This window comes from Streptomyces sp., assembly GCF_035563135.1.
Taxonomy (GTDB): domain Bacteria; phylum Actinomycetota; class Actinomycetes; order Streptomycetales; family Streptomycetaceae; genus Streptomyces.
On sequence record NZ_DATMVN010000002.1, the window covers coordinates 1 to 19,637 of the forward strand.

General features: G+C 71.1%; 18 protein-coding genes. 8 read left to right on the forward strand and 10 right to left on the reverse strand.

Annotation, left to right across the window (positions count from 1 at the left end; all coding sequences use genetic code 11):
* Positions 1–146: 146 nt before the first annotated feature.
* Genes VN520_RS00020 through VN520_RS00035 form a run of 4 tightly spaced genes read left to right on the forward strand, consistent with a single transcriptional unit; the run spans position 147 to position 3,257 of the window.
* Complete coding sequence (locus VN520_RS00020) at positions 147–563, forward strand: nuclear transport factor 2 family protein (RefSeq protein WP_325744714.1); 417 nt, start codon at positions 147–149, stop codon at positions 561–563.
* The gene (locus tag VN520_RS00025) at positions 560–1,654 is read left to right on the forward strand and encodes an acyl-CoA dehydrogenase family protein (protein ID WP_325744715.1); all 1,095 of its coding nucleotides are present in this window, start codon (positions 560–562) and stop codon (positions 1,652–1,654) included. The genes VN520_RS00020 and VN520_RS00025 overlap by 4 nt, the downstream gene beginning before the upstream one ends.
* A 6-nt stretch (positions 1,655–1,660) precedes the next feature.
* Positions 1,661–2,449: an acyl-CoA dehydrogenase family protein gene (locus tag VN520_RS00030; RefSeq protein ID WP_325744716.1), complete on the forward strand. Its 789-nt coding sequence runs from the start codon at positions 1,661–1,663 to the stop codon at positions 2,447–2,449.
* Positions 2,450–2,459: 10 nt separating this feature from the next.
* Positions 2,460–3,257 (forward strand): acyl-CoA thioesterase, encoded by a 798-nt coding sequence (locus VN520_RS00035; RefSeq protein WP_325744717.1) that lies wholly within the window; start codon positions 2,460–2,462, stop codon positions 3,255–3,257.
* A 21-nt stretch (positions 3,258–3,278) separates the two neighbouring features.
* On the opposite strand, the gene VN520_RS00040 is transcribed toward VN520_RS00035, so the two are convergent.
* Together VN520_RS00040 and VN520_RS00045 are read right to left on the reverse strand one after the other, a co-directional pair.
* Positions 3,279–4,412 carry a thiolase family protein gene (locus tag VN520_RS00040; RefSeq protein ID WP_325744718.1) on the reverse strand — a complete coding sequence of 378 codons (1,134 nt, stop codon included), beginning with the start codon at positions 4,410–4,412 and terminating at the stop codon, positions 3,279–3,281.
* Positions 4,405–5,847, reverse strand: a complete 1,443-nt coding sequence (locus VN520_RS00045; protein WP_325744719.1) for a class I adenylate-forming enzyme family protein — start codon at positions 5,845–5,847, stop codon at positions 4,405–4,407. The genes VN520_RS00040 and VN520_RS00045 overlap by 8 nt, the downstream gene beginning before the upstream one ends.
* A gap of 53 nt (positions 5,848–5,900) precedes the next feature.
* Between VN520_RS00045 and VN520_RS00050 the strand changes: the two genes are divergently transcribed.
* On the forward strand, positions 5,901–6,668 hold the full coding sequence (locus VN520_RS00050) for an SDR family oxidoreductase (protein WP_325744720.1): 768 nt from the start codon (positions 5,901–5,903) through the stop codon (positions 6,666–6,668).
* Positions 6,669–6,889: 221 nt separating this feature from the next.
* Here VN520_RS00050 and VN520_RS00055 read toward each other — a convergent pair whose 3' ends face one another.
* The 7 genes from VN520_RS00055 to VN520_RS00085 form a co-directional block, all read right to left on the reverse strand.
* Positions 6,890–7,933, reverse strand: coding sequence for a CoA transferase (locus VN520_RS00055; protein WP_325744721.1), 1,044 nt, complete (start codon positions 7,931–7,933; stop codon positions 6,890–6,892).
* Positions 7,930–8,871: a TIGR03564 family F420-dependent LLM class oxidoreductase gene (locus VN520_RS00060; RefSeq protein ID WP_414719740.1), complete on the reverse strand. Its 942-nt coding sequence runs from the start codon at positions 8,869–8,871 to the stop codon at positions 7,930–7,932. Before VN520_RS00060 ends, VN520_RS00055 begins: the two co-directional genes overlap by 4 nt.
* A 16-nt stretch (positions 8,872–8,887) precedes the next feature.
* On the reverse strand, positions 8,888–9,310 hold the full coding sequence (locus VN520_RS00065; protein ID WP_325744723.1) for a cobalamin B12-binding domain-containing protein: 423 nt from the start codon (positions 9,308–9,310) through the stop codon (positions 8,888–8,890).
* Positions 9,310–10,887 (reverse strand): methylmalonyl-CoA mutase family protein, encoded by a 1,578-nt coding sequence (locus VN520_RS00070; protein ID WP_325744724.1) that lies wholly within the window; start codon positions 10,885–10,887, stop codon positions 9,310–9,312. The genes VN520_RS00065 and VN520_RS00070 overlap by 1 nt, the downstream gene beginning before the upstream one ends.
* A 210-nt stretch (positions 10,888–11,097) precedes the next feature.
* Positions 11,098–12,543, reverse strand: a complete 1,446-nt coding sequence (locus VN520_RS00075; RefSeq protein WP_325744725.1) for a FadD3 family acyl-CoA ligase — start codon at positions 12,541–12,543, stop codon at positions 11,098–11,100.
* A complete protein-coding gene (locus VN520_RS00080; protein WP_325744726.1) occupies positions 12,540–13,718 on the reverse strand; it encodes an amidohydrolase family protein in 1,179 nt (392 codons plus the stop codon). Before VN520_RS00080 ends, VN520_RS00075 begins: the two co-directional genes overlap by 4 nt.
* A 35-nt stretch (positions 13,719–13,753) precedes the next feature.
* The gene (locus tag VN520_RS00085; RefSeq protein ID WP_325744727.1) at positions 13,754–15,316 is read right to left on the reverse strand and encodes an AMP-binding protein; all 1,563 of its coding nucleotides are present in this window, start codon (positions 15,314–15,316) and stop codon (positions 13,754–13,756) included.
* 77 nt (positions 15,317–15,393) lie between these two features.
* Between VN520_RS00085 and VN520_RS00090 the strand changes: the two genes are divergently transcribed.
* Genes VN520_RS00090 through VN520_RS00100 form a run of 3 tightly spaced genes read left to right on the forward strand, consistent with a single transcriptional unit; the run spans position 15,394 to position 17,885 of the window.
* Positions 15,394–16,410 (forward strand): ferredoxin--NADP reductase, encoded by a 1,017-nt coding sequence (locus VN520_RS00090; protein ID WP_325744728.1) that lies wholly within the window; start codon positions 15,394–15,396, stop codon positions 16,408–16,410.
* Between the two features lie 31 nt (positions 16,411–16,441).
* Positions 16,442–17,161 carry an enoyl-CoA hydratase/isomerase family protein gene (locus VN520_RS00095; RefSeq protein ID WP_325744729.1) on the forward strand — a complete coding sequence of 240 codons (720 nt, stop codon included), beginning with the start codon at positions 16,442–16,444 and terminating at the stop codon, positions 17,159–17,161.
* Positions 17,151–17,885: an alpha/beta hydrolase fold domain-containing protein gene (locus VN520_RS00100; protein ID WP_325744730.1), complete on the forward strand. Its 735-nt coding sequence runs from the start codon at positions 17,151–17,153 to the stop codon at positions 17,883–17,885. The genes VN520_RS00095 and VN520_RS00100 overlap by 11 nt, the downstream gene beginning before the upstream one ends.
* A gap of 46 nt (positions 17,886–17,931) precedes the next feature.
* Here VN520_RS00100 and VN520_RS00105 read toward each other — a convergent pair whose 3' ends face one another.
* On the reverse strand, positions 17,932–19,536 hold the full coding sequence (locus VN520_RS00105) for a GMC family oxidoreductase (protein WP_325744731.1): 1,605 nt from the start codon (positions 19,534–19,536) through the stop codon (positions 17,932–17,934).
* Positions 19,537–19,637 lie beyond the last annotated feature (101 nt).

Consider the following 19,637-nt stretch of genomic DNA (forward strand, 5'->3'; position numbering starts at 1 on the left):
GCTCAGGCCCACCACCGTGAAGGCCAGGAATTGATCCATGATGTGGAAACTAGCTTCTCCCTATTGGAGAATCAACCATTCGTACACGATACTCGTATGCGAGAATCTAATTCTCCTTCTCAGTGGACGACGAGGAAGGCGTTCCCTTGAGCCCTACCGACGACCTGGTGGAGATCGAGCAGCTCCTGGCTCGCTACGCGGTGGCCATGACCCGCGGCGACGTGGACGGAGCGCTCGCCGTGTTCACCCCGGACGGCACCTACAGCGCGTTCGGCGACAGCTACCCGCTCGACGGGTTCCCCGCGTTGATCGCCGCCGCGCCCAAGGGCCTGTTCCTGGCGGGGACGCCGGTGATCGAGCTGAACGGTGACGCGGCCACCGGCACCCAGCCCCTGTGCTTCGTCGAGCACTCCGAGCACGCGATGCGCATCGGCTACTACGACGACACCTACGTACGGACGACCCGGGGGTGGCGGCTGCGCACCCGCGCCATGACCTTCATCCGGCGCAGCGGCGACCACGACTCCGGCCGCCCGCACGCCTTCGAACGCTCCCGTCCATGAGGACCGCGCACTTCAGGCGCGAGGTACGTGCCTGGCTCGACGCCCATGACCTGGCTCCGGGGGACGACCACGGCCTCGACGCCCAGGTGGCCCAGCTCGCCCGGGTGCGCCGGGCGCTGTGGGAAGCGGACTGGATGCGGTACGGCTGGCCCCGCGAGGTCGGGGGGATCGGCGGGCCCGCCGTCCTGCGGGCGGTGCTCGGCGAGGAGATCGCCTCGCGCGACCTGGCCGAGCCCGGCATCTGGTCGATGGTCGAGGTCCTGGTCCCCACCCTGATCGACTACGCGCCGCCCGCGCTGGCCGCCGGGATGGTACCCCGGCTGCTGAGCGGCCGCGAGCAGTGGTGCCAGGGCTTCTCCGAACCGGACTCGGGCAGCGACCTGGCCTCACTGTCCACGCGGGCGGTACGCGACGGTGACGACTGGCTGGTGAGTGGGCAGAAGGTGTGGACGAGCCTGGCCCAGTACGCCGCCCGCTGCGTCCTGCTGGCCCGCACCGGCGGACCGGGCCATGACGGCATCAGCGCCTTCTTCGTGGACATGGACTCCCCCGGCATCACCGTACGGCCGCTGCGCACCATGCATGGCGTCGACGAGTTCGCCGAGGTCTTCCTCGACGACGTGCGCGTCCCCGGTGAACGCCTGCTCGGCGCACCCGGAGATGGCTGGAAGCTGGCCATGGACCTGCTGCCCCACGAGCGCTCCGCCTGCTTCTGGCACCGGATCGCCCACTTGCACAGCCGCCTGGACCGCTTGCTGGCCGACAACTGCGAGCCGGACACCGGCGCACTCGGCGCGGTCTGGCTCGATCTGCATACCGCACGCTGCCGTTCGGCGCGCACCCAGCGGACCCTGGCCGAGAACGGCCGGCTGGGCCCGGAGACGTCCGTGGACAAGATCCTCCTCGCCACGGCCGAGCAGCGGCTCTTCGACACCGCGCGCGACCTGCTGCCCGGCACCGTGGAGCTGACGGACAAGGGCGCGTGGCGCACCGAGTACCTCTACTCGCGTGCGGCGACGATCTACGGCGGCACCGCGGAGATCCAGCGCAACATCGTCGCCCGCCGCCTGCTGGATCTCGGGAAGGAGTGACCGCGCGTGGACACCGAAGAGCGCGAGCTGTTGGAACAGACCCTGCGCAAGACGATGTCGAACGCCTCCGGCCCCGCCCTCGACGCCTCGCTCGCCGACCTCGGCTGGGCCGAGATGCTGGCCGAGGAGCCCTGCACGGCGATCCCGTTGGTGTTCCGCCTGCTCGGTGAGACGGGGGCGCACGCGTCCGTCCTCAACGACGTCGTCCTGCGCGAGGCGGGGAGCCCGCCGGGCTCGACGCCGGTGCTGCTGTACACGGGTGGGATCCGGGTGCAATGGGCCCGTGACGGGAGCACGGACGACCGCCCCCTGGATCCCTCGCTCCCGCTTCGGCGTGTCACTGCGGGCGGCGTCTTTCCCATGGCCGGGGGGCGCCGGGCACTGGGCTGGTGGCTGCTGGGAACCGGTCGCGCGATGCTCGCGCTGGCCCGCCGGCACGTCCTGGACCGGCACCAGTTCGGACGACCGCTCGCCTCCTTCCAGGCGCTGCGTCACCGCCTGGCCGAGACGCACGTGGCCCTGGAGGGTGCCGAAGCGGTGCTGTCCGCCGCCGGCGACGACGACACCTCGGCCCTGCTCGCCAAGGCGGTGGCGGGCCGGGCCGCCCTCACCGCCGCCCGGCACTGCCAACAGGCTCTCGGCGGTATCGGTTTCACCGCCGAGCACGATCTGCACCGGCACGTCGAACGAGCCCTGGTCCTGGACGGGCTGCTCGGCTCCACCCGCGACCTCACGCGTGAGGCCGGGGCGCTGCTGCTGCGCGAGGGCCGGACTCCACGCCTTGTCGAGCTGTGAGGAGAACCGAGTGACCGCCTGCCTCTGGTACGACCTGCTCGGCTGCCTCGATCTGGACACCGTGGACGAGCACTCCTACGAGGGCCGCTCGCAGCGGCTGGAATACCGCAGGCTGTTCGGCGGGCAGTTGCTGGCCCAGTTCGCACGCGCGGCGACCCGGTCCGCGGCCGGCAAGGAGCTCAAGTCCCTGCACACTCAGTTCCTGCGGGAGGGCCGTACCGGTGAGCCGGTGACCTACGAGACCGACGTGCCTCAGCAGGGCCGCACGTTCGCGACCGTACGGCTCGTCGCCCGGCAGCGGCACGGGGTGATCGCGGTGGCCAGCGCGAGCCTCAACGCGTGGGAGGACGGACCGGACCGCCAGACGACGGCCCCGCCCTCGCCCCTTCCCGGTCCGGAGCGCCGAGTGGATCTCGGCCTGCTGCCGTGGGAGTCGCGGTCGGCGACCGACCTCGACACCGAGAAGGCGGAGGCTCCTGTCCACGAGCTCTGGACCCGCGTTCCCGAGGCACCCCGGGACGTCGCGCCCGCCCTCCTGTCGTACGCCACCGACCTGACGCCGATCGGCACCGCGCTGCGGCCGGTGGCGGGGGTGACCCAGGCGGACTCCGGAAAGGTCTTCGGCTCGGCCGTCACCTCGCACACCGTGTGGTTCCACCGGCCGTTCGACACCGGACGGTGGCTGCTGCTGCGCCAGCACAGTCCGCTGGCCGCACACGGGCGCTGCTTCGGGCGCGGTGACGTACTGACCGAGGAGGGCGTGCTGCTCGCGTCCTTCGCGCAGGAGGCCTTGCTCCGGTTCCTCTGAGCGGACACCCGGGGTGCGTGGTCAGGGCGCGGGTACGTCCAGGACCAGCGCGGAACCCATACCACCGCCCGCGCACATGGCCGCGACGCCCACTCCCCCGCCCCTGCGACGCAGTTCGTGGACCAGGGTGACGACCATGCGGACGCCGGTCGCCGCGACCGGGTGACCGAGGGAGCAGCCGCTGCCGTTGACGTTCACGGTGTCCGGGTCGAGGTCCAGGTGGCGGACCGCGGCGACGGCCACCGACGCGAAGGCCTCGTTGATCTCGAAGAGGTCGACATCGGACACGCCGAGACCGGCCCTGCGCAGTGCCTTCGGGATGGCCTGGACGGGTGTGAGTCCGGTCTCGGCGGGGTCGAGGGCGACCGAGGCCCAGGCCCGTACGGTCGCCAGGGCCGGCAGGCCCAGGCGTTCGTCCGCCACCATCACGGCCGCCGCCGCGTCGTTGGCACCACAGGCGTTGCCGGCCGTGATGGAGAAGCCGGCGATCTCCGGGTGGAGCGGCTTGAGAGCGGCCAGACGTTCCGCGCTGGTGTCACGGCGCGGGTGCTCATCCGCCTCGAAGGGACCGTGGATGGTTTCGACGGGCACGGTCTCGTCCTTGAAGCGCCCCTCGTCGAGGGCGCGGACGGCGTTGCGGTGCGAGCGCAGCGCCCAGGCGTCCATCTCCTCACGGGAGATTCCGGCGCGCACCGCGGTGTTCCAGCCCACCGTGACCGACATGTCGAGGTTGGGGGCGTCGGCCCGGTCCGGGTGGGACGGTGGCACCCACAGGCCCTCGACGCCCCGGAAGGACAGCTTGGGCGCGGTGGACGCGGAGTTGACTCCCCCGGCCAGCACCAGCCGGTCCATGCCCGCCCGCACCGAGGCGGCGGCGGTCTGCACCGCCGCCAGTCCGGCCGCGCAGTGCCGGTTCAGGGCGAGGCCGGGTACCTGTGTCAGTCCGGCGGTCACCGCGGCGTGGCGGGCGACGACCCCGCCACCGTAGTGCGACTCGGCGAGCACCACGTCGTCCACCAGGCCGGGGTCGAAACCCTCCACGGCCGCCGACACGATCCGGTCGGCCAGTTCGTGGGCGGTGGTGTCGCGCAGAGCCCCTTTGAAGGCGGTCCCGATGGGGGTGCGCAGTGCGGCGACGAGTACGGCTTCAGGCATCGGTCGTCTCCTCCGGTTCGGCGAGTTCGGCCACGAGGGTCCGGCGCAACAGCTTGCCCGTGGCAGTGCGGGGCAGTTCGGGACGGAAGACGACGGCGTCCGGGGTCTTGGACGAGCGCAGGCGGCGCTTGACGAAGGAACGGATCTCCTCCTGATCGCCGTCGCCGACGAGCACCGCCACCAGCCGTTGGCCCCACTCCGGGTCCGGCAGGCCGAGTACCGCGGCCTCCTGGACGCCTGGGTGCTGGAGCAGGACGTCCTCGATCTCGGCGGGCGCGATGTTCTCACCGCCCCGGATGATCGTTTCGTCCGCACGGCCTTCGAGGAAGAGGTAGCCCTCTTCGTCCAGCCTGCCCCGGTCCCGGGTGGCGAACCACCCGCCCCCGTCCTCGGAGCCGTCCACGCCCTCGTACTCGCCCGAGATCTGGGCGCCACGCACGAAGACGAGTCCGGTCTCGTCGGCGCCCAGCCTCTTGCCGTCCTCGTTCCGGATCTCGACCTCGACACCGGGCAGCGGACGCCCCACCGAGCCCAGACGGGCGCGCACCGCGGGGTCCTCGGCCCCGGCCGCCTGCCAGTGGTCGTCAGGGCCCAGCACGCAGATGGAGGAAGCCGTCTCCGTCAGACCGTAGGCGTTGACGAACCCGGTGTCCGGGAACTGCCGCAGGGCGCGCTCCATCACGGGGCGAGGGCAGCGCGCTCCGCCGTAGGCGAGGTTGCGCAGCGTGGGGACGTCCGCCTCCGCGTCCGCCAGTTCGGCCGTCAGCCGCGCCAGCATGGTCGGTACGACCATGGCGTGGCTGACACCCTCGCGACGTACCGTCTCCAGCCAGTCGGCGGGCTGGAAGACGCTCTGGTAGACGACGCGGCGGCCCGCGTACAGGTTCGTGAGCAGGTTCATGAGCCCGGCGACGTGGTACGGCGGCAGCGCGACCAGGCTGGCGTCGCTCGGCTCGGCCGACCCGAAGTCCTGGGTGTTGAAGACGTAGGCCAGCAGGTGGCGGTGGCGGAGCAGGGCCGCCTTCGGGGCGGCGGTGGTACCGCTGGTGTAGAGGACGACCGCGACAGCTTCTTGGTCCTGCGGGGCGGGCAGCCACTCGGCCGTACCGGGAGCGGTGATCAGCGCGTCGAGGTCGGCCGGGTTCAGCACTTCCGCCCCGGGATGCCTCTCGATCAGTGCGCCCAGTTGCTCCTCGCCGAGGCGGTAGTTGAGGGGGACGAAGGGAATGTTGGCCAGCGCGGCGCCGAACAGGGCGACCGGGTAGGCCGGGTGGTTCGGCCCCAGGTACAGGACGGCGGTGCGCCCACGGAAGCGGGTGGCGGCGTGCTGGGCGAGGCGCTGCAGTTCGGCGACGGAGAGGGTGCGGCCGCCTTCGGTGACGGCCGGCCGGTCTTCCGCCGAGGCGGCCATTTCCAGGATCACGGCTATGTTCATGAGAATCACATTCTCCTACACTCAGATCCCTACTCGCAAGAGAGGGGAATGCGATGCACATCGAAGGTTGTGCGGCCCTGGTGGTGGGCGGAGCCGGCGGCCTGGGCGAGGCCACGGTGCGACGACTGCGCGCGGCGGGCGCCCGAGTGGTGGTCGCCGACCTCGCCGACGACAGGGGCAAGGCCCTGGAGGCGGAACTGGGGGTGCGTTACGTCCGTACCGACGCCACCGACGAGGACTCCGTCCGGGCCGCCGTCGACGAGGCCGAACGGGCGGGCGCGTTCCGGATCGCGGTGGACTGCCACGGCGGGCCCGCGAGCGGCGGCCGCCTGGTCGGCAAGGACGGCTCCCCCATAGGCCTGGAGGGTTTCCGTACGACGATCGACATCTATCTGACCGGCGTCTTCAACGTGCTGCGGCTCGCCGCCGCGGCCATGAGCCGCACCGCACCTCAGGACGAGGACGGGGGACGCGGGGTCATCGTCACCACGTCGTCCATCGCGGCGTACGAGGGGCAGACCGGCCAGCTCCCCTACGCGGCGGCGAAGGGTGGTGTCTCCGCGATGACACTGGTCGCCGCCCGGGACCTGTCCCCTCTCGGCATCCGTGTGGCGTCCGTCGCCCCCGGCACCGTCCTCACGCCCGCGTACGGCAAGGCCGGCGACCGGCTTCAGGCACACTGGGGGCCTCAAGTACCGCATCCGCGGCGAATGGGGCGGCCCGAGGAGTACGCCGCACTCGTGCAGCACCTCTGCGAGAACGAATACCTCAACGGTGAGGTGGTGCGCCTGGACGGCGGGCTGCGGTTCCCCCCCAAGTAGTTGCTCGGATTGCGCGGACCGTCACGGATCCGCCAGCCCATGCAGCCGTCGTCGGGCAGCCTGCCACCCGAGCCGCGGCGCCCGCACGCGTGACCAGCCCGGCCGTGGATTTCCCGGACAGGCCGGTCACGGTGGCCGCAGACGAGCGGATGTGTTCTCCGGCCGTGCAGGTCGGCTCGGCACGACAGCGAACCGTCATCGGTCGTGCTGCGCGCACAGGGTCAGACGAGATCCCCGTGCTCGCCCAGCCCTGGCGGCGCCCCGTACTCCGGCTCGTACCCAGCAATGCGGAACGGGCTGCCGACCAGCCGGTGGCCCCCCGCATCCACCACCGTGCCGGGCGCCTCGGCGAGGGCCTCGGGCAGGGTGCGTACGGCGGCGGCGGGCACGAGCAGTGGGCGCAGCCGGGCCTCCCAGCCCGCCGCCGTGTCCGCGGCGAGGGCCTTCGTCACCGCGGCGATCACCTCCTCGCGGCGGGCCGCCCGCTCGGCCATCGTGGTGAAGCCCTCCACGCCCGCCTCGGTGGCGAACAGGCTCCAGAAGCCGTCGTGGGTGATGAACAGCGCCAGGTGGCCGTCGGCAGTCGGAAAGAGCTGGGCGGGGACGTAATAGGCGTGGGCGCCGCCGAGACGACGTGGCGGCGCACCCTCGTTGAGCCAGGCGGACGCGTGATAATTGAGCTGGGAGAGCATCACGTCCCGCAGGGAGACGTCCACCTGCCCGCCTCGTCCGGAGACGACCTGCGCCAGCAGGCCCAGCGCGGCGGCGAGGCCGGCCGAGTTGTCCGCGGAGGAGTAACCCGGCAGTCGCGGCGGGCCGTCGGGCTCGCCGGTCAGTGCGGCGATTCCGGTGGCCGCCTGGACGACGTAGTCGAAGGCGGGTTCGTCGCCTGCCTCCATGCCCCAGCCGGTGAGCGCCACGCACACGAGCCGCTCGTTCCAGGGTTCCAGCATCTTGTAGGTGAGTCCGTAGCGGCGCACCGCTGACGGCTTGAGATTGACCAGCAACGCGTCGGCGTCCTGCACGAGTTCGTGCAGCCGCTGCTGCCCCTGCGGTGTGGACAGGTCCGCCCGGACCGAGCGCTTGCCCCGGTTGAGGCTGGCGAAGTACGCGTCCGAGACCTGCCGGGAAAGATCTCCGCCGGGTGGTTCGATCTTGGTTACCTGGGCGCCCAGGTCGGCCAGCAGCATCGTGGCGTACGGACCGGCCAGGATGTGCCCGACCTCCAGGACGCGCAGCCCGGACAGGGGGCCCTGCCCGCTCACCGGAAGTCCGCAGCGATCGCCGCCACCGCGTCCCGGGTGCGCAGCTTGGAGGCGACCAGTTCCTCCCGTCCGCTGCCGAGAGGCAGCAGACGCACGGACAGATCGGTCGTGCCCGCGTCGGCGTACCGTTTGAACCGGGCCCTGATGGCCGCCTCGTCGCCCGCCACGCACAGGTCACCCACGTCGCGCACATCACCGTGCTGCAGCAGACGCTGGTAGTTCGGGGACACCTCGGCCTCACCGAGGATGCGGTTGGCACGTTCCCTGGCCGAGTCGACCTCGTGCGGCGTGCAGAGGCAGACCGGGACACCGGCGACGACGCGGGGGGCCGGACGGCCCGCCTCCTGTGCCGCCTCGGTGATGATCGGGACGACGTGGTCGGCCACCGCGCGTTCGTCCGCCATCCACAGCACGGTCCCGTCCGTCAGCGCCCCGGCGATCCGCAGCATCACCGGTCCCAGGGCGGCGAGCAGGACCGGCAACGGGGAGACCGGGGCGAGAGTGAGGGGGTTGTGGACGCGGAACACGTCGTTCTCCACGTCCACCGACGGCGCCCCGCTCACGGCGGCGTTCAGCACCTCCAGGTACGCCCGGGTGTACGCGGCGGGCTTCTCGTAGGGGATACCGAGCATGTCGCGCACGATCCAGTGATGGGAGGCGCCGACGCCGAGCGCGAGCCGGCCGCCGGCCGCCGCGTGCGCGGACATCGCCTGACGCGCCAGGGCGACGGGGTGCTGGGTGTGCACGGGCACGACCGCCGTACCCAGCTCGACGCGTGACGTGGCCTGCCCCATGAGGGAGACGGCCGTCAGGGCGTCGAAGTCGGTGGGAACCTGCGGTACCCAAACCGTGTCGAACCCGGCCTCCTCGGCCCAGCGAGCGTCGTCGGCCATGCGCTCCGCCTTGTAGGCGGCGTCGCCCCGTTCGGGGCCACTCATCAATCCGATTCGCATCTCATTCCTCAGTGGTCGAAAGGGCCTCGGGTGCGGCGGTCAGGGCGCGGACACCCGCCACGATGGTGTCCAGTGCCGTGCCCGTGGGATACACGGCCGCGGCTCCGGCCTCGTACAGCCGGCCCACGTCCCCCGCGGGAATGGTGCCGCCGACCACGACGGGGATGTCGTCCGCGCCGACCGCGCGCAGCGCCTGGACCGTGCGCCGGGTCAGTGCGAGATGGGCGCCGGACAGGATGGACAGCCCGACCAGGGCGACGTCCTCCTGTACGGCGGTGGTGGCGATGTCGTCGACGCGGCGGCGGATACCGGTGAACACCACCTCGAACCCCGCGTCCCGCAGTCCCCGGGCGACGAGTTTCGCCCCGCGGTCGTGTCCGTCGAGTCCCGGCTTGGCGACGAGGATCCGCGCCGGCGGCGTCATCAGAACACCACCGGCTGACGGAACTCGCCCCACACCTCGCGCAGGGCGCCGGCCATCTCGCCGACCGTGCAGTAGGCGTTGGCGCAAGCGATCAGGGGTTCCATCAGATTGGTGTCTCCCTCGGCGGCGTGTCTCAGGTCGGTGAGGCGGGCCCGGACGTCGGCGTCGCTGCGTTCGGCCTTGACCCGGGAGAGGCGCTCGAGCTGCCGCTCGCGGCCCTCGGCGTCGAGTTCGTAGGTGGCGAGGTCGGGCGGGGGCTCCTCGGCGGTGAAACGGTTGACGCCGACCACCGGGCGCTCGCCCGAGTCGACCTCCTGGTGCGACCGCCACGCCTCGTCGGCGATGAGGCCCTGGAGGTAGCCGTCCTCGATGCAGCGGACCATGCCACCGTGTGACTCCAGGTCGCCCATGATCCGCTCGATGCTCTCCTCGGTGGCGTCGGTGAGGGCCTCGACGAAGTACGAACCGCCCAGCGGGTCGGCGACCTTGGCCACGCCCGTCTCGTGAGCGAGGATCTGCTGGGTGCGCAGGGCGAGGGTGGCCGACTCCTCGCTGGGCAGGGCGAAGGGCTCGTCCCAGGCGGCGGTGAACATCGACTGCACACCGCCGAGGACGGAGGCGAGCGCCTCGTAGGCGACCCGGACGGTGTTGTTGCGGGCCTGGGGCGCGTGGAGCGAGGCTCCGCCGGCCACGCAGCCGAAGCGGAACATGCACGCCTTGTCGGTCTTCGCCCCGAACCGCTCCCGCACGATGGCCGCCCAGCGCCGGCGGCCGGCGCGGTACTTGGCGATCTCCTCGAAGAAGTCACCGTGCGTGTAGAAGAAGAAGGAGATCTGCGGGGCGAACTCGTCGATGGTCATGCGGCCGCGCTCAAGGACGGTCTCGCAGTACGTCACCCCGTCGGCGAGCGTGAACGCCATCTCCTGCACGGCGTTGGCTCCCGCGTCGCGGAAGTGCGCGCCGGCGACCGAGATCGCGTTGAAGCGGGGCACCTGGGCGGCGCAGAACTCGATCGTGTCCGCGATGAGCCTGAGTGACGGTGCGGGCGGCCAGATCCAGGTGCCGCGGGAGGCGTACTCCTTGAGGATGTCGTTCTGGATGGTGCCGGTCAGACCGGCGCGCGGGAAGCCGCGCTTCTCGGCGGCGGCGACGTAGAAGGCGAGCAGGATCGCGGCCGTGCCGTTGATGGTGAAGCTCGTACTGATCCGGTCCAGGGGGATGGTGTCGAAGAGGACCTCGGCGTCCGCGAGCGTGTCCAGTGCCACGCCGACGCGGCCGACCTCGTCCGCGTACTCCGGGTCGTCGGAGTCGTAGCCGCACTGCGTGGGCAGGTCGAGCGCGACCGACAGGCCCGTACCGCCCTGGTCCAGCAGATAGCGGTAACGCCGGTTCGACTCCTCGGCGGTGCCGAAGCCCGAGTACTGGCGCAGGGTCCAGGTGCGGCCCCGGTAACCGGTGGGGTAGTTACCACGGGTGAAGGGGAAGCGGCCGGGAGGCGGCGGGTCCGAGGGACGGTCCGCCGGGCCGTAGACGGGTTTCAGCGGCAGGCCGGATGCGGTACGGGCGTCGTCGCTCATTTCGGGGAATCGTCCTTGTGGGAGAGGGTCTGGTACGGGGCTTGTCAGTAGGCGCGGTCGTCGAGCGCGTCGGGCCGAGTCCGGCCCGCCACCCGTGCGGGACCCGGTGCAGCGGGCCGGGACGGATGCGGGAGGTGGTGCCCGGTCGGTGCGCCCTGTGTCCGTCGGGGGCCGGAGCCCCGGGCCGGTGGTCGCCCGGGGCACGGGTGGTCAGCCCAGTTGGTCCTTGCGTACCTTGCCGGTCGCGGTGAGTGGCAGACCGGCACGGAACTCGACATGGCGGGGCACCTTGAACCCGGCCATCCGCTCCTTGGCCCACGTGATGAGCTCAGCCTCCGTCACCTCTGCGCGCCGCACCACGAATGCCTTGCCGACCTGTCCCATCCGTGCGTCGGGCACGCCGACGACGGCGGCCTGGGCCACGGCGGGGTGCTCCAGCAGGAAGCCCTCGATCTCGGCCGGATAGGCGTTGAAGCCGCCCACGATGAACATGTCCTTCTTACGGCCGACGATCCTCAGCCGGCCCTCCTCGTCCAGCTCCCCCAGGTCGCCGGTGTGCAGCCAACCGTCCCTGTCCATCGCCTCGGCGGTGGCCTCAGGGTCGTCGAGGTAGCCGCGCATCACGGAGTAGCCGCGGACCAGGACCTCCTTGTCGTCGGCTACGCGCACCTCGAAACCCTCGCAGGGCTTGCCGACGGTCGTCGCGACGGCCTCGTACGGATCGCCCGGTCGGGACGCGGTGACGGTGCCGGCCTCGGTCAGACCGTATCCGGTCATCAGGTGGCTGAAGGGCAGTTCCGTGGTGATCCGGCGCACGAGCTCCACGGGGATGTCCGCGGAGCCGGTCACCGCCACGCGCAGTGAGGACAGGTCCCGAGCGCCGTCCGCCTCCAGCAGGGAGTGGTAGAGGGTGGGCGGGCCCGGCAGGACGGTCACCCGTTCCTTCTCCACCAGCTCCAGCACCCGGTCGACGTCGAAGACCGCGAGCGGGAGCGCGGTGGCGCCCCGCATCAGGGAAGCGATCAGGCCCGCCTTGTAGCCGAAGATGTGGAAGAACGGGTTGACCATCAGATACCGGTCGCCCTGTCGGAGCTGTGCGAGGTCGCACCACTCCGCGTACGCCCGCAGAGTCTGCCCGTGGGTGGTCATCACGCCCTTGGGAGGGCCCGTCGTCCCGGAGGTGAAGACGATGTCTGCCAGGTCGTCCTCGCCGGCCTCCCGCTCCAGCGGCCGGCCGGAGGCGAGGAACCCGTCCTTCTTCAGGTCGATGACCGGCACACCCGGCGGGCCGGCGAACTCCCGGTCCAGGAAACCGTTCTCGACCAGCAGTGCCTTGGCACCGCTGCGTACGACGATGTCGTGCGCCTCTTGCCGGAGGAACCGGGTGTTCACCGGGACCAGGACGCCGCCCGCGGTCAGCAGTCCGAAGGCGGCGACGATCCACTCGGCGGAGTTGGGTGCCCACAGCGCGACCCGGTCGCCCGGGCGGACGCCCGCCGAGGCGAACGCCCCCGCGGTACGCCGGACCCGGTCGGCCAGCTCGGTGAAGGTCAGGCGCTGTCCGCCGTCGACCACGGCCTCCGCGTCGCCGAAGCGGTCGGCCGCGCTGCGCACGAGTCCGGGGATGCTGTGCCACTGTGCGGTGACCGGTGTCATGCGTCGATCAGCCGGGCCAGGTTGCCGCCCATCACCTTCGCCTTGTCCTCCTCGCTGAGCTTGGTGAGGTGGTCGACGTAGGTGACGGGGTCGGACAGGCCCTCCGGATGCGGGTAGTCGGATCCGAAGAGCACACGTTCGATGCCGATGAGGTCACCGAGCTGGGCCATGTCCTCCTCCCAGAACGGGCTGATGTGGATGTTGCGCCGGAAGACCTGGACCGGGTCCTCCTGGAACTCGTGCGGCATCTTCTTGTGCACGTCCGCCAGCCGGCTGAGCACCGGCTCCACCCACGAGGCCCCGTTCTCGATGACCGCGATCTTGAGCTCCGGGAAGCGGGAGAGCGCGCCGTGACAGATCAGGGACGTGACCGCGTCCTCGATGGGCCGCCACTCGTGGACCTGCCGGAAGGCGTTGGGCTTGAACGGCAGGAACTCGCGCCGCTGTCCCTCCCAGTCGTTGGCGTAGTTGGCGTAACCGGAGTCGGAGGAGTGCAGGGACACCAGGACGCCGGTCTCCACGACCCGCTTCCAGAACGGGTCGAACTCCGGCAGGGCGAAGGACCGGGTGCCGCTGAATCCCGGTACGGGGGCGGGACGGACCAGAATGGCCCGGGCGCCGCGCTCGACCACCCAGTTCAGCTCCTCGATCGCCTTGTCGACGATCGGGAGGGTGATGACGGGGACGGTGAAGATGCGGTCCTTGTAGGTGAATCCCCAGGTCTCGTGCAACCACTGGTTGAGGGAGTGGATGACCGCGTGGATCAGCTCCGGGTCGTCCTTCATGCGCTCCTCGATGAGGCTCGCCAGCGTCGGAAACATCAGGCTGCGCTGCACACCCAGCTGGTCCATGAGCTCCAGGCGCGGGCCCGGCTCACGGAAGGCGGGGATGGAGCGCATCGGGTCGCCGAAGATCTCCCGGCGGGTCTTGCCGTCGGGGTTGCCGACCTTGAAGTACTCCTCCATGGCGCCGGGGCGGGCCACCACGTCGAAGGTGGGGTTGGGGATGTAGTTGCTGATCTGGCCGCGTATCGCGATCTTGATGCGATCCCGGACGTTCACGTACTCGATGGCGCCGTCGTACTCCTTCGGAAGGTACTTGGTCAACGCCTCCTGGGTCTCGTAGAGATGGTTGTCCGCGTCGAAGAGCGGATACGTGAGCTTGCGGGACGGCATGAGATCCTCCTTCACAGGATGAGAGAATCGTATTCTCACTCAGAAGTAGTGGCAATGCGGTCGCGGAGGACGAACTTCTTCACTTTGCCGCTGGGGGTGCGTGGGAAGTCGTCGACGGCACGGATCAGTTCGGGCCATTTCTGCCGCGCCAGGCCGGCCCGCTCCATCTGCAGCCGCAGTTCCGCCAGGCCGGGGGCCTGCCATCCCCGGCGCATACGCAGCACGGCGGCCGCGCGCTCCCCGAACCGGGGATCGGGAACGGCGACCACGGCGGCCTCCGCCACTCCGGGCAGGCCGAGCAGGATCTCCTCGACCTCCAGTGCGCTGATGTTCTCCCCGCCGCGGATGATGACGTCCGCCTTGCGGTCGGTGACGGACAGGCAGCCGTCCGCGTCCAGGGAGCCGATGTCGCCGGTCCGATACCAACCATCGGCGTCGAACGCGGCCCTGGTCAGTTCGGGGTCGGTGTAGCCGAGACACAGGTCGGGGCCGCGGGTGAGGATCTCACCGTCCTCGGCCAGGCGCAGTTCGACACCGGGCAACGGGACTCCGTCGGTGTGCAGGCGCATCTCGGCCGGACCGTCGTACGGGGTGCAGGTGACGGAGGGGTGCTCGGTGGAGCCGTACGCGCGGAACACGGTGACACCCAGGGCTTCCAGCCGGGTCGTCACCGCCGAGGGCACGGCCGCGCCGCCCAGACCCGCGTACTTCAGGCGGGACACGTGTTCGGGGGTGCAGTCGGGGTGGTCGAGCAGGCTCGTCATGTAGTACGCCGCCCCGCCCCCGACGGTCAGCCCTTCGCCGCGCATCAACGCGAGCGCCTGGGCAGGGTCCCAGGTGTCGCCCAGGTTGACCGGCGTTCCGTCCAGCACGGGAATCAGGAAGGCGTTGACCATGCCGATGAAATGACCGACCGGTGCGACGGTGAACTGCCGCCCGCGGTCCGGTGGGTACGAGGCGGCCAGCTGTCGCGTCTCGTGGACGAGGGTCCGATGGCTGTGGATCACACCCTTCGGGTCGCGAGTGGTGCCGGAGGTGAAAGCGATCAGCGCCGGCGCGTCCGGATCGACCGGGAGGACACCGGACATCGGCTCCTCGGAGAGGACCTCGTCGAAGTCGCGGCCCACCACGCCGACGAGCGGCACCTGTTCGCACAGGTCCGGCCGGAACGCCTGCCGGCCGAAGCGGTCGGCCGCGAAGAACGCCCGGGGGCGGGTGGCTTCGAGTATGTACGCGACTTCCTTCGGCCCGTAGAAGTGCACGATGGGGACCACCACCGCCCCGAGGAAGGCCGAGGCCCAGAACACGGCCGCCGCCTCCATCCAGTTGGGCAACTGCATGGCCACCACGTCACCGGAGCCCACGCCACGCTCGCGCAGCCCCCCGGCCAGGCGCCGGGCGAGCAGTTCCACCTCGGCGAAGGTTCCGGTCCACGGCCGGAGATCCGAGTGCACGCGGAACTCCACGTCCCTCGACCCGGCCAGACCACCTGCCAGCAGGTCCCCCAGGGTCTCGCGGGTCCACCAGCCCGCCTCCTCGTAGTGGGCGACGAGGTCGGCCGGAACGGTCCGCAGTGCAGCGGAAGGAAACGTCGGCATACCTGAGGCACTCCTCTCACCAGCGATGCACGGCACGAGAATTGCACTCTCGCACGGCGAGAAGGTAAGTTCCATACATGGCACGCGACCACGGCTTCCACCCGGTGCGGATCTCCCGGATCGCTGACGAGGCGCCGGGCGTCCGCACCTTCACTCTCGACGCCCCCTTCCCTTACCGCGCCGGACAGTTCCTGACGTTCCGCGCGTGCGGGACCCTGCGCAGCTACTCGATGTCGAGCTCCCCCGACACCGACGACGAGGTGCGCGTGACCGTCAAACGCGTGCCCGGCGGGCTCGTCTCCCAGTGGATGCACCAGGAGTTGAAAGCCGGTGACACGTTGCACGTGTCCCGGCCGGCCGGGACCTTCTGCCTGCGCGAGGAGGGTGAAGGGCGCGCGCTCGTCGCCTTCGCGGGCGGCAGCGGGATCACACCGGTCTTCTCTCTCGTCAAGAGCGCGCTGACCACCACCTCCCGGCCCGTACGGCTGTTCACAGCGCACCGGAACCGCGAAGCCGCCATCTTCACCGCGTCCTTGGACGCACTCGCCGCCCGGCATGCCGGGCGCTTCGAGACGCGGCATCACTTCGACGACCGGGACGGACTCGCCACGGCGGACGACGTCCGCGCCCTAGTGGGCGAGCATCCGGCAGGCACCGACTACTACCTGTGCTGCCCGGCCCCCTTCATGGATCTGGTGGAGCGCACTCTGTCCGGGGCGGGAGTTCCCCCCGAGCACGTCATCGTCGAGCGCTTCACGCCGGTGGCGGCCGAGCCCGCCGCAGCGGCTCCGCAGGCGGCCGACAGCCCCGTCCTCGATCCAGGAACCGTCACGGTGGGTCTGCGCGGGCAGCGTCGCACCGTACCGCAGCGGCCGGGTGAGACGCTGCTGCAGACCGCCCGCCGGGCGGGCTTCGTCCCGCCCTTCTCCTGTGAGTCCGGTGACTGCGCCACATGCATGGCACAGCTGACGACAGGTGAGGTCAAGATGCGGGTGAACAATGCCCTGGACGCCGACGAGGTGGCCGAGGGCTGGGTGCTCACCTGCCAGGCCGAGCCGACCTCGCCCGAGGTGACCGTGGTGTACGAGGACTGAGCCGTCACCCCCGACGACCGGAAGGCCGCACATGGTTGAGCTGGAGCTTCAGGACGGCCTGGCCGTTGTCACCATAGACCGCCCGCACGCGCGCAACGCGCTCGACCTCCCCACCATGGGTGAGCTGGAGAAGGTGCTGGACTCCGCCGAGGGGGCGGTGGCGCTCGCGGTGACCGGGGCGGGAGACCGGGCGTTCGTGTCCGGTGGGGACCTCAAGGAGCTGGCCCGGCTGCGTACGGAGACAGAGGCGTCCGCGATGGCGTTGCGGATGCGGGCGCTGTGCGACCGGATCTCCGCCTTCCCCGGGCCCGTGCTGGCCGCGCTCAACGGCCACGCGCTGGGCGGCGGAGCGGAGGTCGCCGTCGCCGCGGACATCCGGGTGGCGGCGGAGGACATCCGCCTCGGCTTCAACCAGACCAGCCTGGCGATCGTGCCCGCGTGGGGTGGTGCCGAGCGTCTGGCCCGGCTGGTCGGCCCCGGACGGGCCTTGTTGCTGGCGGGCACCGGCCGGGTGCTGAACGCTTCGGAGGCGGAGCGCATGGGGCTCGTCGACCTGGTGCTGCCGCGCACGGGGTTCGACGAGGGGTGGCGGGAGATGGCGCGTTCCCTCGCCACCCGCCAGGCGCGCGAGATCAAGAACCTGACCACGCGCACCCGCTCGCCGCAGGAGGCCGCTGCGGCCTTCGCGCGGTTCTGGGTGGCGGAGGAACACTGGCGAGCGGCGGAGAAGGTGATGTCCCGTGGCAGGTGAAGTCCGTGTGGACGAGGGGTTCTTCGGGCCGGAAACGCGGTCCGAAGGCGTTGTCTCCGAGCAGACCGTGCTGTACGTGCACGGTGATCCCCGGCTCGCGGGCACCCCCCAGGACGCGCTCCCGACCGCCCGGGAGCTGACGCGGCTCACCGGCCAGGCGGTCGTGTGCGCCCGCTACCGGCCGCACTTCCCCCAGGCGCTGGACGACGTGTACGCCGCCTGGGAGTACTGCCACGACCGGGGGCCGGTGGCAGTGGTCGGCAAGCGGCTCGGTGGCGCTCTGGCGGCCGGGCTGCTGCTGCGTCTGCGGGATGCGGGCGCGCCACTGCCCACCTGCGCGGTGCTGACGTCACCGGTGCTGGACTTCACCCTCGACGCGCCGAGCCTGCTGCTCAACGCGGTCGCCGACCGCACGGTCGACGCCGAGGCGCTCCCGGTGCGTGCGGCGGCCTACGCGGGGTCCACCCTGCGCGACGATCCCCTGCTCAGCCCGCTCCACGGCAACCTGCACGGTCTGCCACCGGTACAGCTCCACGCGGCGGGCACGGAGGTGCTGCTCGACGACAGCCTGTCGTTCGCCATCCGGGCCGCACATTCCGGGGTGGCCGTGGACCTGCGTGTCTACGAGGACCTGTCGGCGCAGGGACTGCGACAGCTGGGCGCCACCGCTTCGTTCCTCAAGGCGTGGCACAGGTCGGTTTCGTTCACTTCCACCGACGGCTGAGACCGGGGCTCCGGCAGCCTGCCGGAGCCCACGCCCCCGCCGGTCCTCACCTGTCCGCGAGCAAGGATTCCGCAGCCCGCCAGGCCATCGCCATCACCGGTCCGTTGAGGTTGCCGGCGACCATCACCGGCAGGACCGACGCGTCGATCACCCGAAGGTTGTCCACACCGCGCACGCGCAGCTGCGGATCGGTGACGTCCTCCGGTGCGGCACCCATGGCGCAGGTGCCGATGGCGTGGAAGCCGCAGTACCCCCCGTCCAGGGCCGAGCGCACGACGTCCTCGTCGGAGTCGGACGCGACATCCGGACCGGGGAAGGTCTCACGCCGGACACGGGAGGCGATGGGGTCGGTGCCGAAGTAGTCGCGCAGCCGCCGGAACAGGTCGCCGGCGACGTGCCGGTCATGCTCGGAGGAGAAGTACCCGGGGTCGATGTCCAGGCCGGCGTCGGGGTCGGTCGAGGTGATGGCCAGCGCGCCCTCCGAGGTGGGACGCAGCACCATCGCGCACGCGGACACCCCGGGCTCCCGCTCCACCTCGGCGGGGCTGCCCGGCTTCAGCGCTCCCAGGGACCAGGGTGCCAGGAGCACCTCGGTGTCGGGGCGCTCGGCATCGGGGCGGGACTTGAGGAAGGCCATCACGTCGTAGGCGGGCCGGGCCAGCGGGCCCCGGCGGGTGAGCAGATAGGCCGCGCCGGTGCGTGCCTGGGCGAAGGGGCCGGCCAGTTGCCGGTTGGCACCGAGCGGGGCGTTGAGGCGGAACCGCATGGCCAGGCAGCGGTGTTCGCGCAGCCGTGCACCCACCATGGCACGGTCGAGGCGTACGTCCACCCCCGCGGCGCGCAGTGCTTCGGCCGGTCCGATGCCCGAGAGCTGGAGCAGCTTGGGCGTGGCCAGACTGCCGAGGCTGAGGATCACCTCGCGTCGGACACGGATCTCCTCGGTCGTTCCGTCGGCCTTGCGCACGCTGACACCGGTCGCCTTGTCCCCGTCGAACAGCACCCGCGTGACGGTCGTGTGCGCGGCCACGGCCAGGTTGGGGCGGGAGCGCGCGGGGCGGAGGAAGGCGCGGGCGGCGCTGAAGCGCTGCCCCGACTTGATGGTGGCCATGGCGTAGCCGATGCGTTCACCGTCGTACTCGTTGACATCGGGCACCGATCGCAGTCCGATCGACTCACCCGTGGCGATCAGCTCGTCGCACAACGGGTCGGGATCGCGGACGGTGGAGATGTGCAGGGGGCCACCGGTGCCCCGGGTGGCGGAGGCGCCCAGGGCATTGTTCTCGATGGCGCGGAAGGCCGACAGGACCGAGTCCCAGCCCCATCCGGGGTTGCCGAGCGCCTCCATACCGTCCCAGTCGGCGCGGGTGCCCCGGTTGTAGACCATGCCGTTGACGGAACTCGAACCGCCGAGCACCTTGCCGCGCACCCACATGTCCGGGTGCCCCCCGGGCCGCATGGGCCTGGTGCGGTAGTGCCAGGAGTAGGACGGGTCGCCGAACAGTTTGCCGACCCCCTTGGGGATCCGGAGATAGGGGTGCCGGTCGGCGCCGCCGGCTTCCACGAGCAGCACACGGACACCTGGGTCGCGCGAGAGCCGGTCGGCCAGCACGCAGCCCGCCGATCCGGCACCCGCGATCACGTAGTCGTACATCTTGGAGACTCCTTGTTCGCTGCTCGGGAGTGTCGGTGGAAGGGCCCGGGCCGATGCCCCGGGACCGTGTGCCGGGCAGCCGTGACGCGAGCGGGCCGGCC

Excerpts from the sequence above, each read along its gene's own strand:
- VN520_RS00025 (WP_325744715.1), top strand. The coding sequence starts at position 560 with ATGAGGACCGCGCACTTCAGGCGCGAGGTACGTGCCTGGCTCGACGCC.
- VN520_RS00040 (WP_325744718.1), bottom strand. The coding sequence starts at position 4,412 with ATGCCTGAAGCCGTACTCGTCGCCGCACTGCGCACCCCCATCGGGACC.
- VN520_RS00045 (WP_325744719.1), bottom strand. The coding sequence starts at position 5,847 with ATGAACATAGCCGTGATCCTGGAAATGGCCGCCTCGGCGGAAGACCGG.
- VN520_RS00050 (WP_325744720.1), top strand. The coding sequence starts at position 5,901 with ATGCACATCGAAGGTTGTGCGGCCCTGGTGGTGGGCGGAGCCGGCGGC.
- VN520_RS00060 (WP_414719740.1), bottom strand. The coding sequence starts at position 8,871 with ATGAGTGGCCCCGAACGGGGCGACGCCGCCTACAAGGCGGAGCGCATG.
- VN520_RS00065 (WP_325744723.1), bottom strand. The coding sequence starts at position 9,310 with ATGACGCCGCCGGCGCGGATCCTCGTCGCCAAGCCGGGACTCGACGGA.
- VN520_RS00070 (WP_325744724.1), bottom strand. The coding sequence starts at position 10,887 with ATGAGCGACGACGCCCGTACCGCATCCGGCCTGCCGCTGAAACCCGTC.
- VN520_RS00075 (WP_325744725.1), bottom strand. The coding sequence starts at position 12,543 with ATGACACCGGTCACCGCACAGTGGCACAGCATCCCCGGACTCGTGCGC.
- VN520_RS00080 (WP_325744726.1), bottom strand. The coding sequence starts at position 13,718 with ATGCCGTCCCGCAAGCTCACGTATCCGCTCTTCGACGCGGACAACCAT.
- VN520_RS00085 (WP_325744727.1), bottom strand. The coding sequence starts at position 15,316 with ATGCCGACGTTTCCTTCCGCTGCACTGCGGACCGTTCCGGCCGACCTC.
- VN520_RS00090 (WP_325744728.1), top strand. The coding sequence starts at position 15,394 with ATGGCACGCGACCACGGCTTCCACCCGGTGCGGATCTCCCGGATCGCT.
- VN520_RS00095 (WP_325744729.1), top strand. The coding sequence starts at position 16,442 with ATGGTTGAGCTGGAGCTTCAGGACGGCCTGGCCGTTGTCACCATAGAC.
- VN520_RS00105 (WP_325744731.1), bottom strand. The coding sequence starts at position 19,536 with ATGTACGACTACGTGATCGCGGGTGCCGGATCGGCGGGCTGCGTGCTG.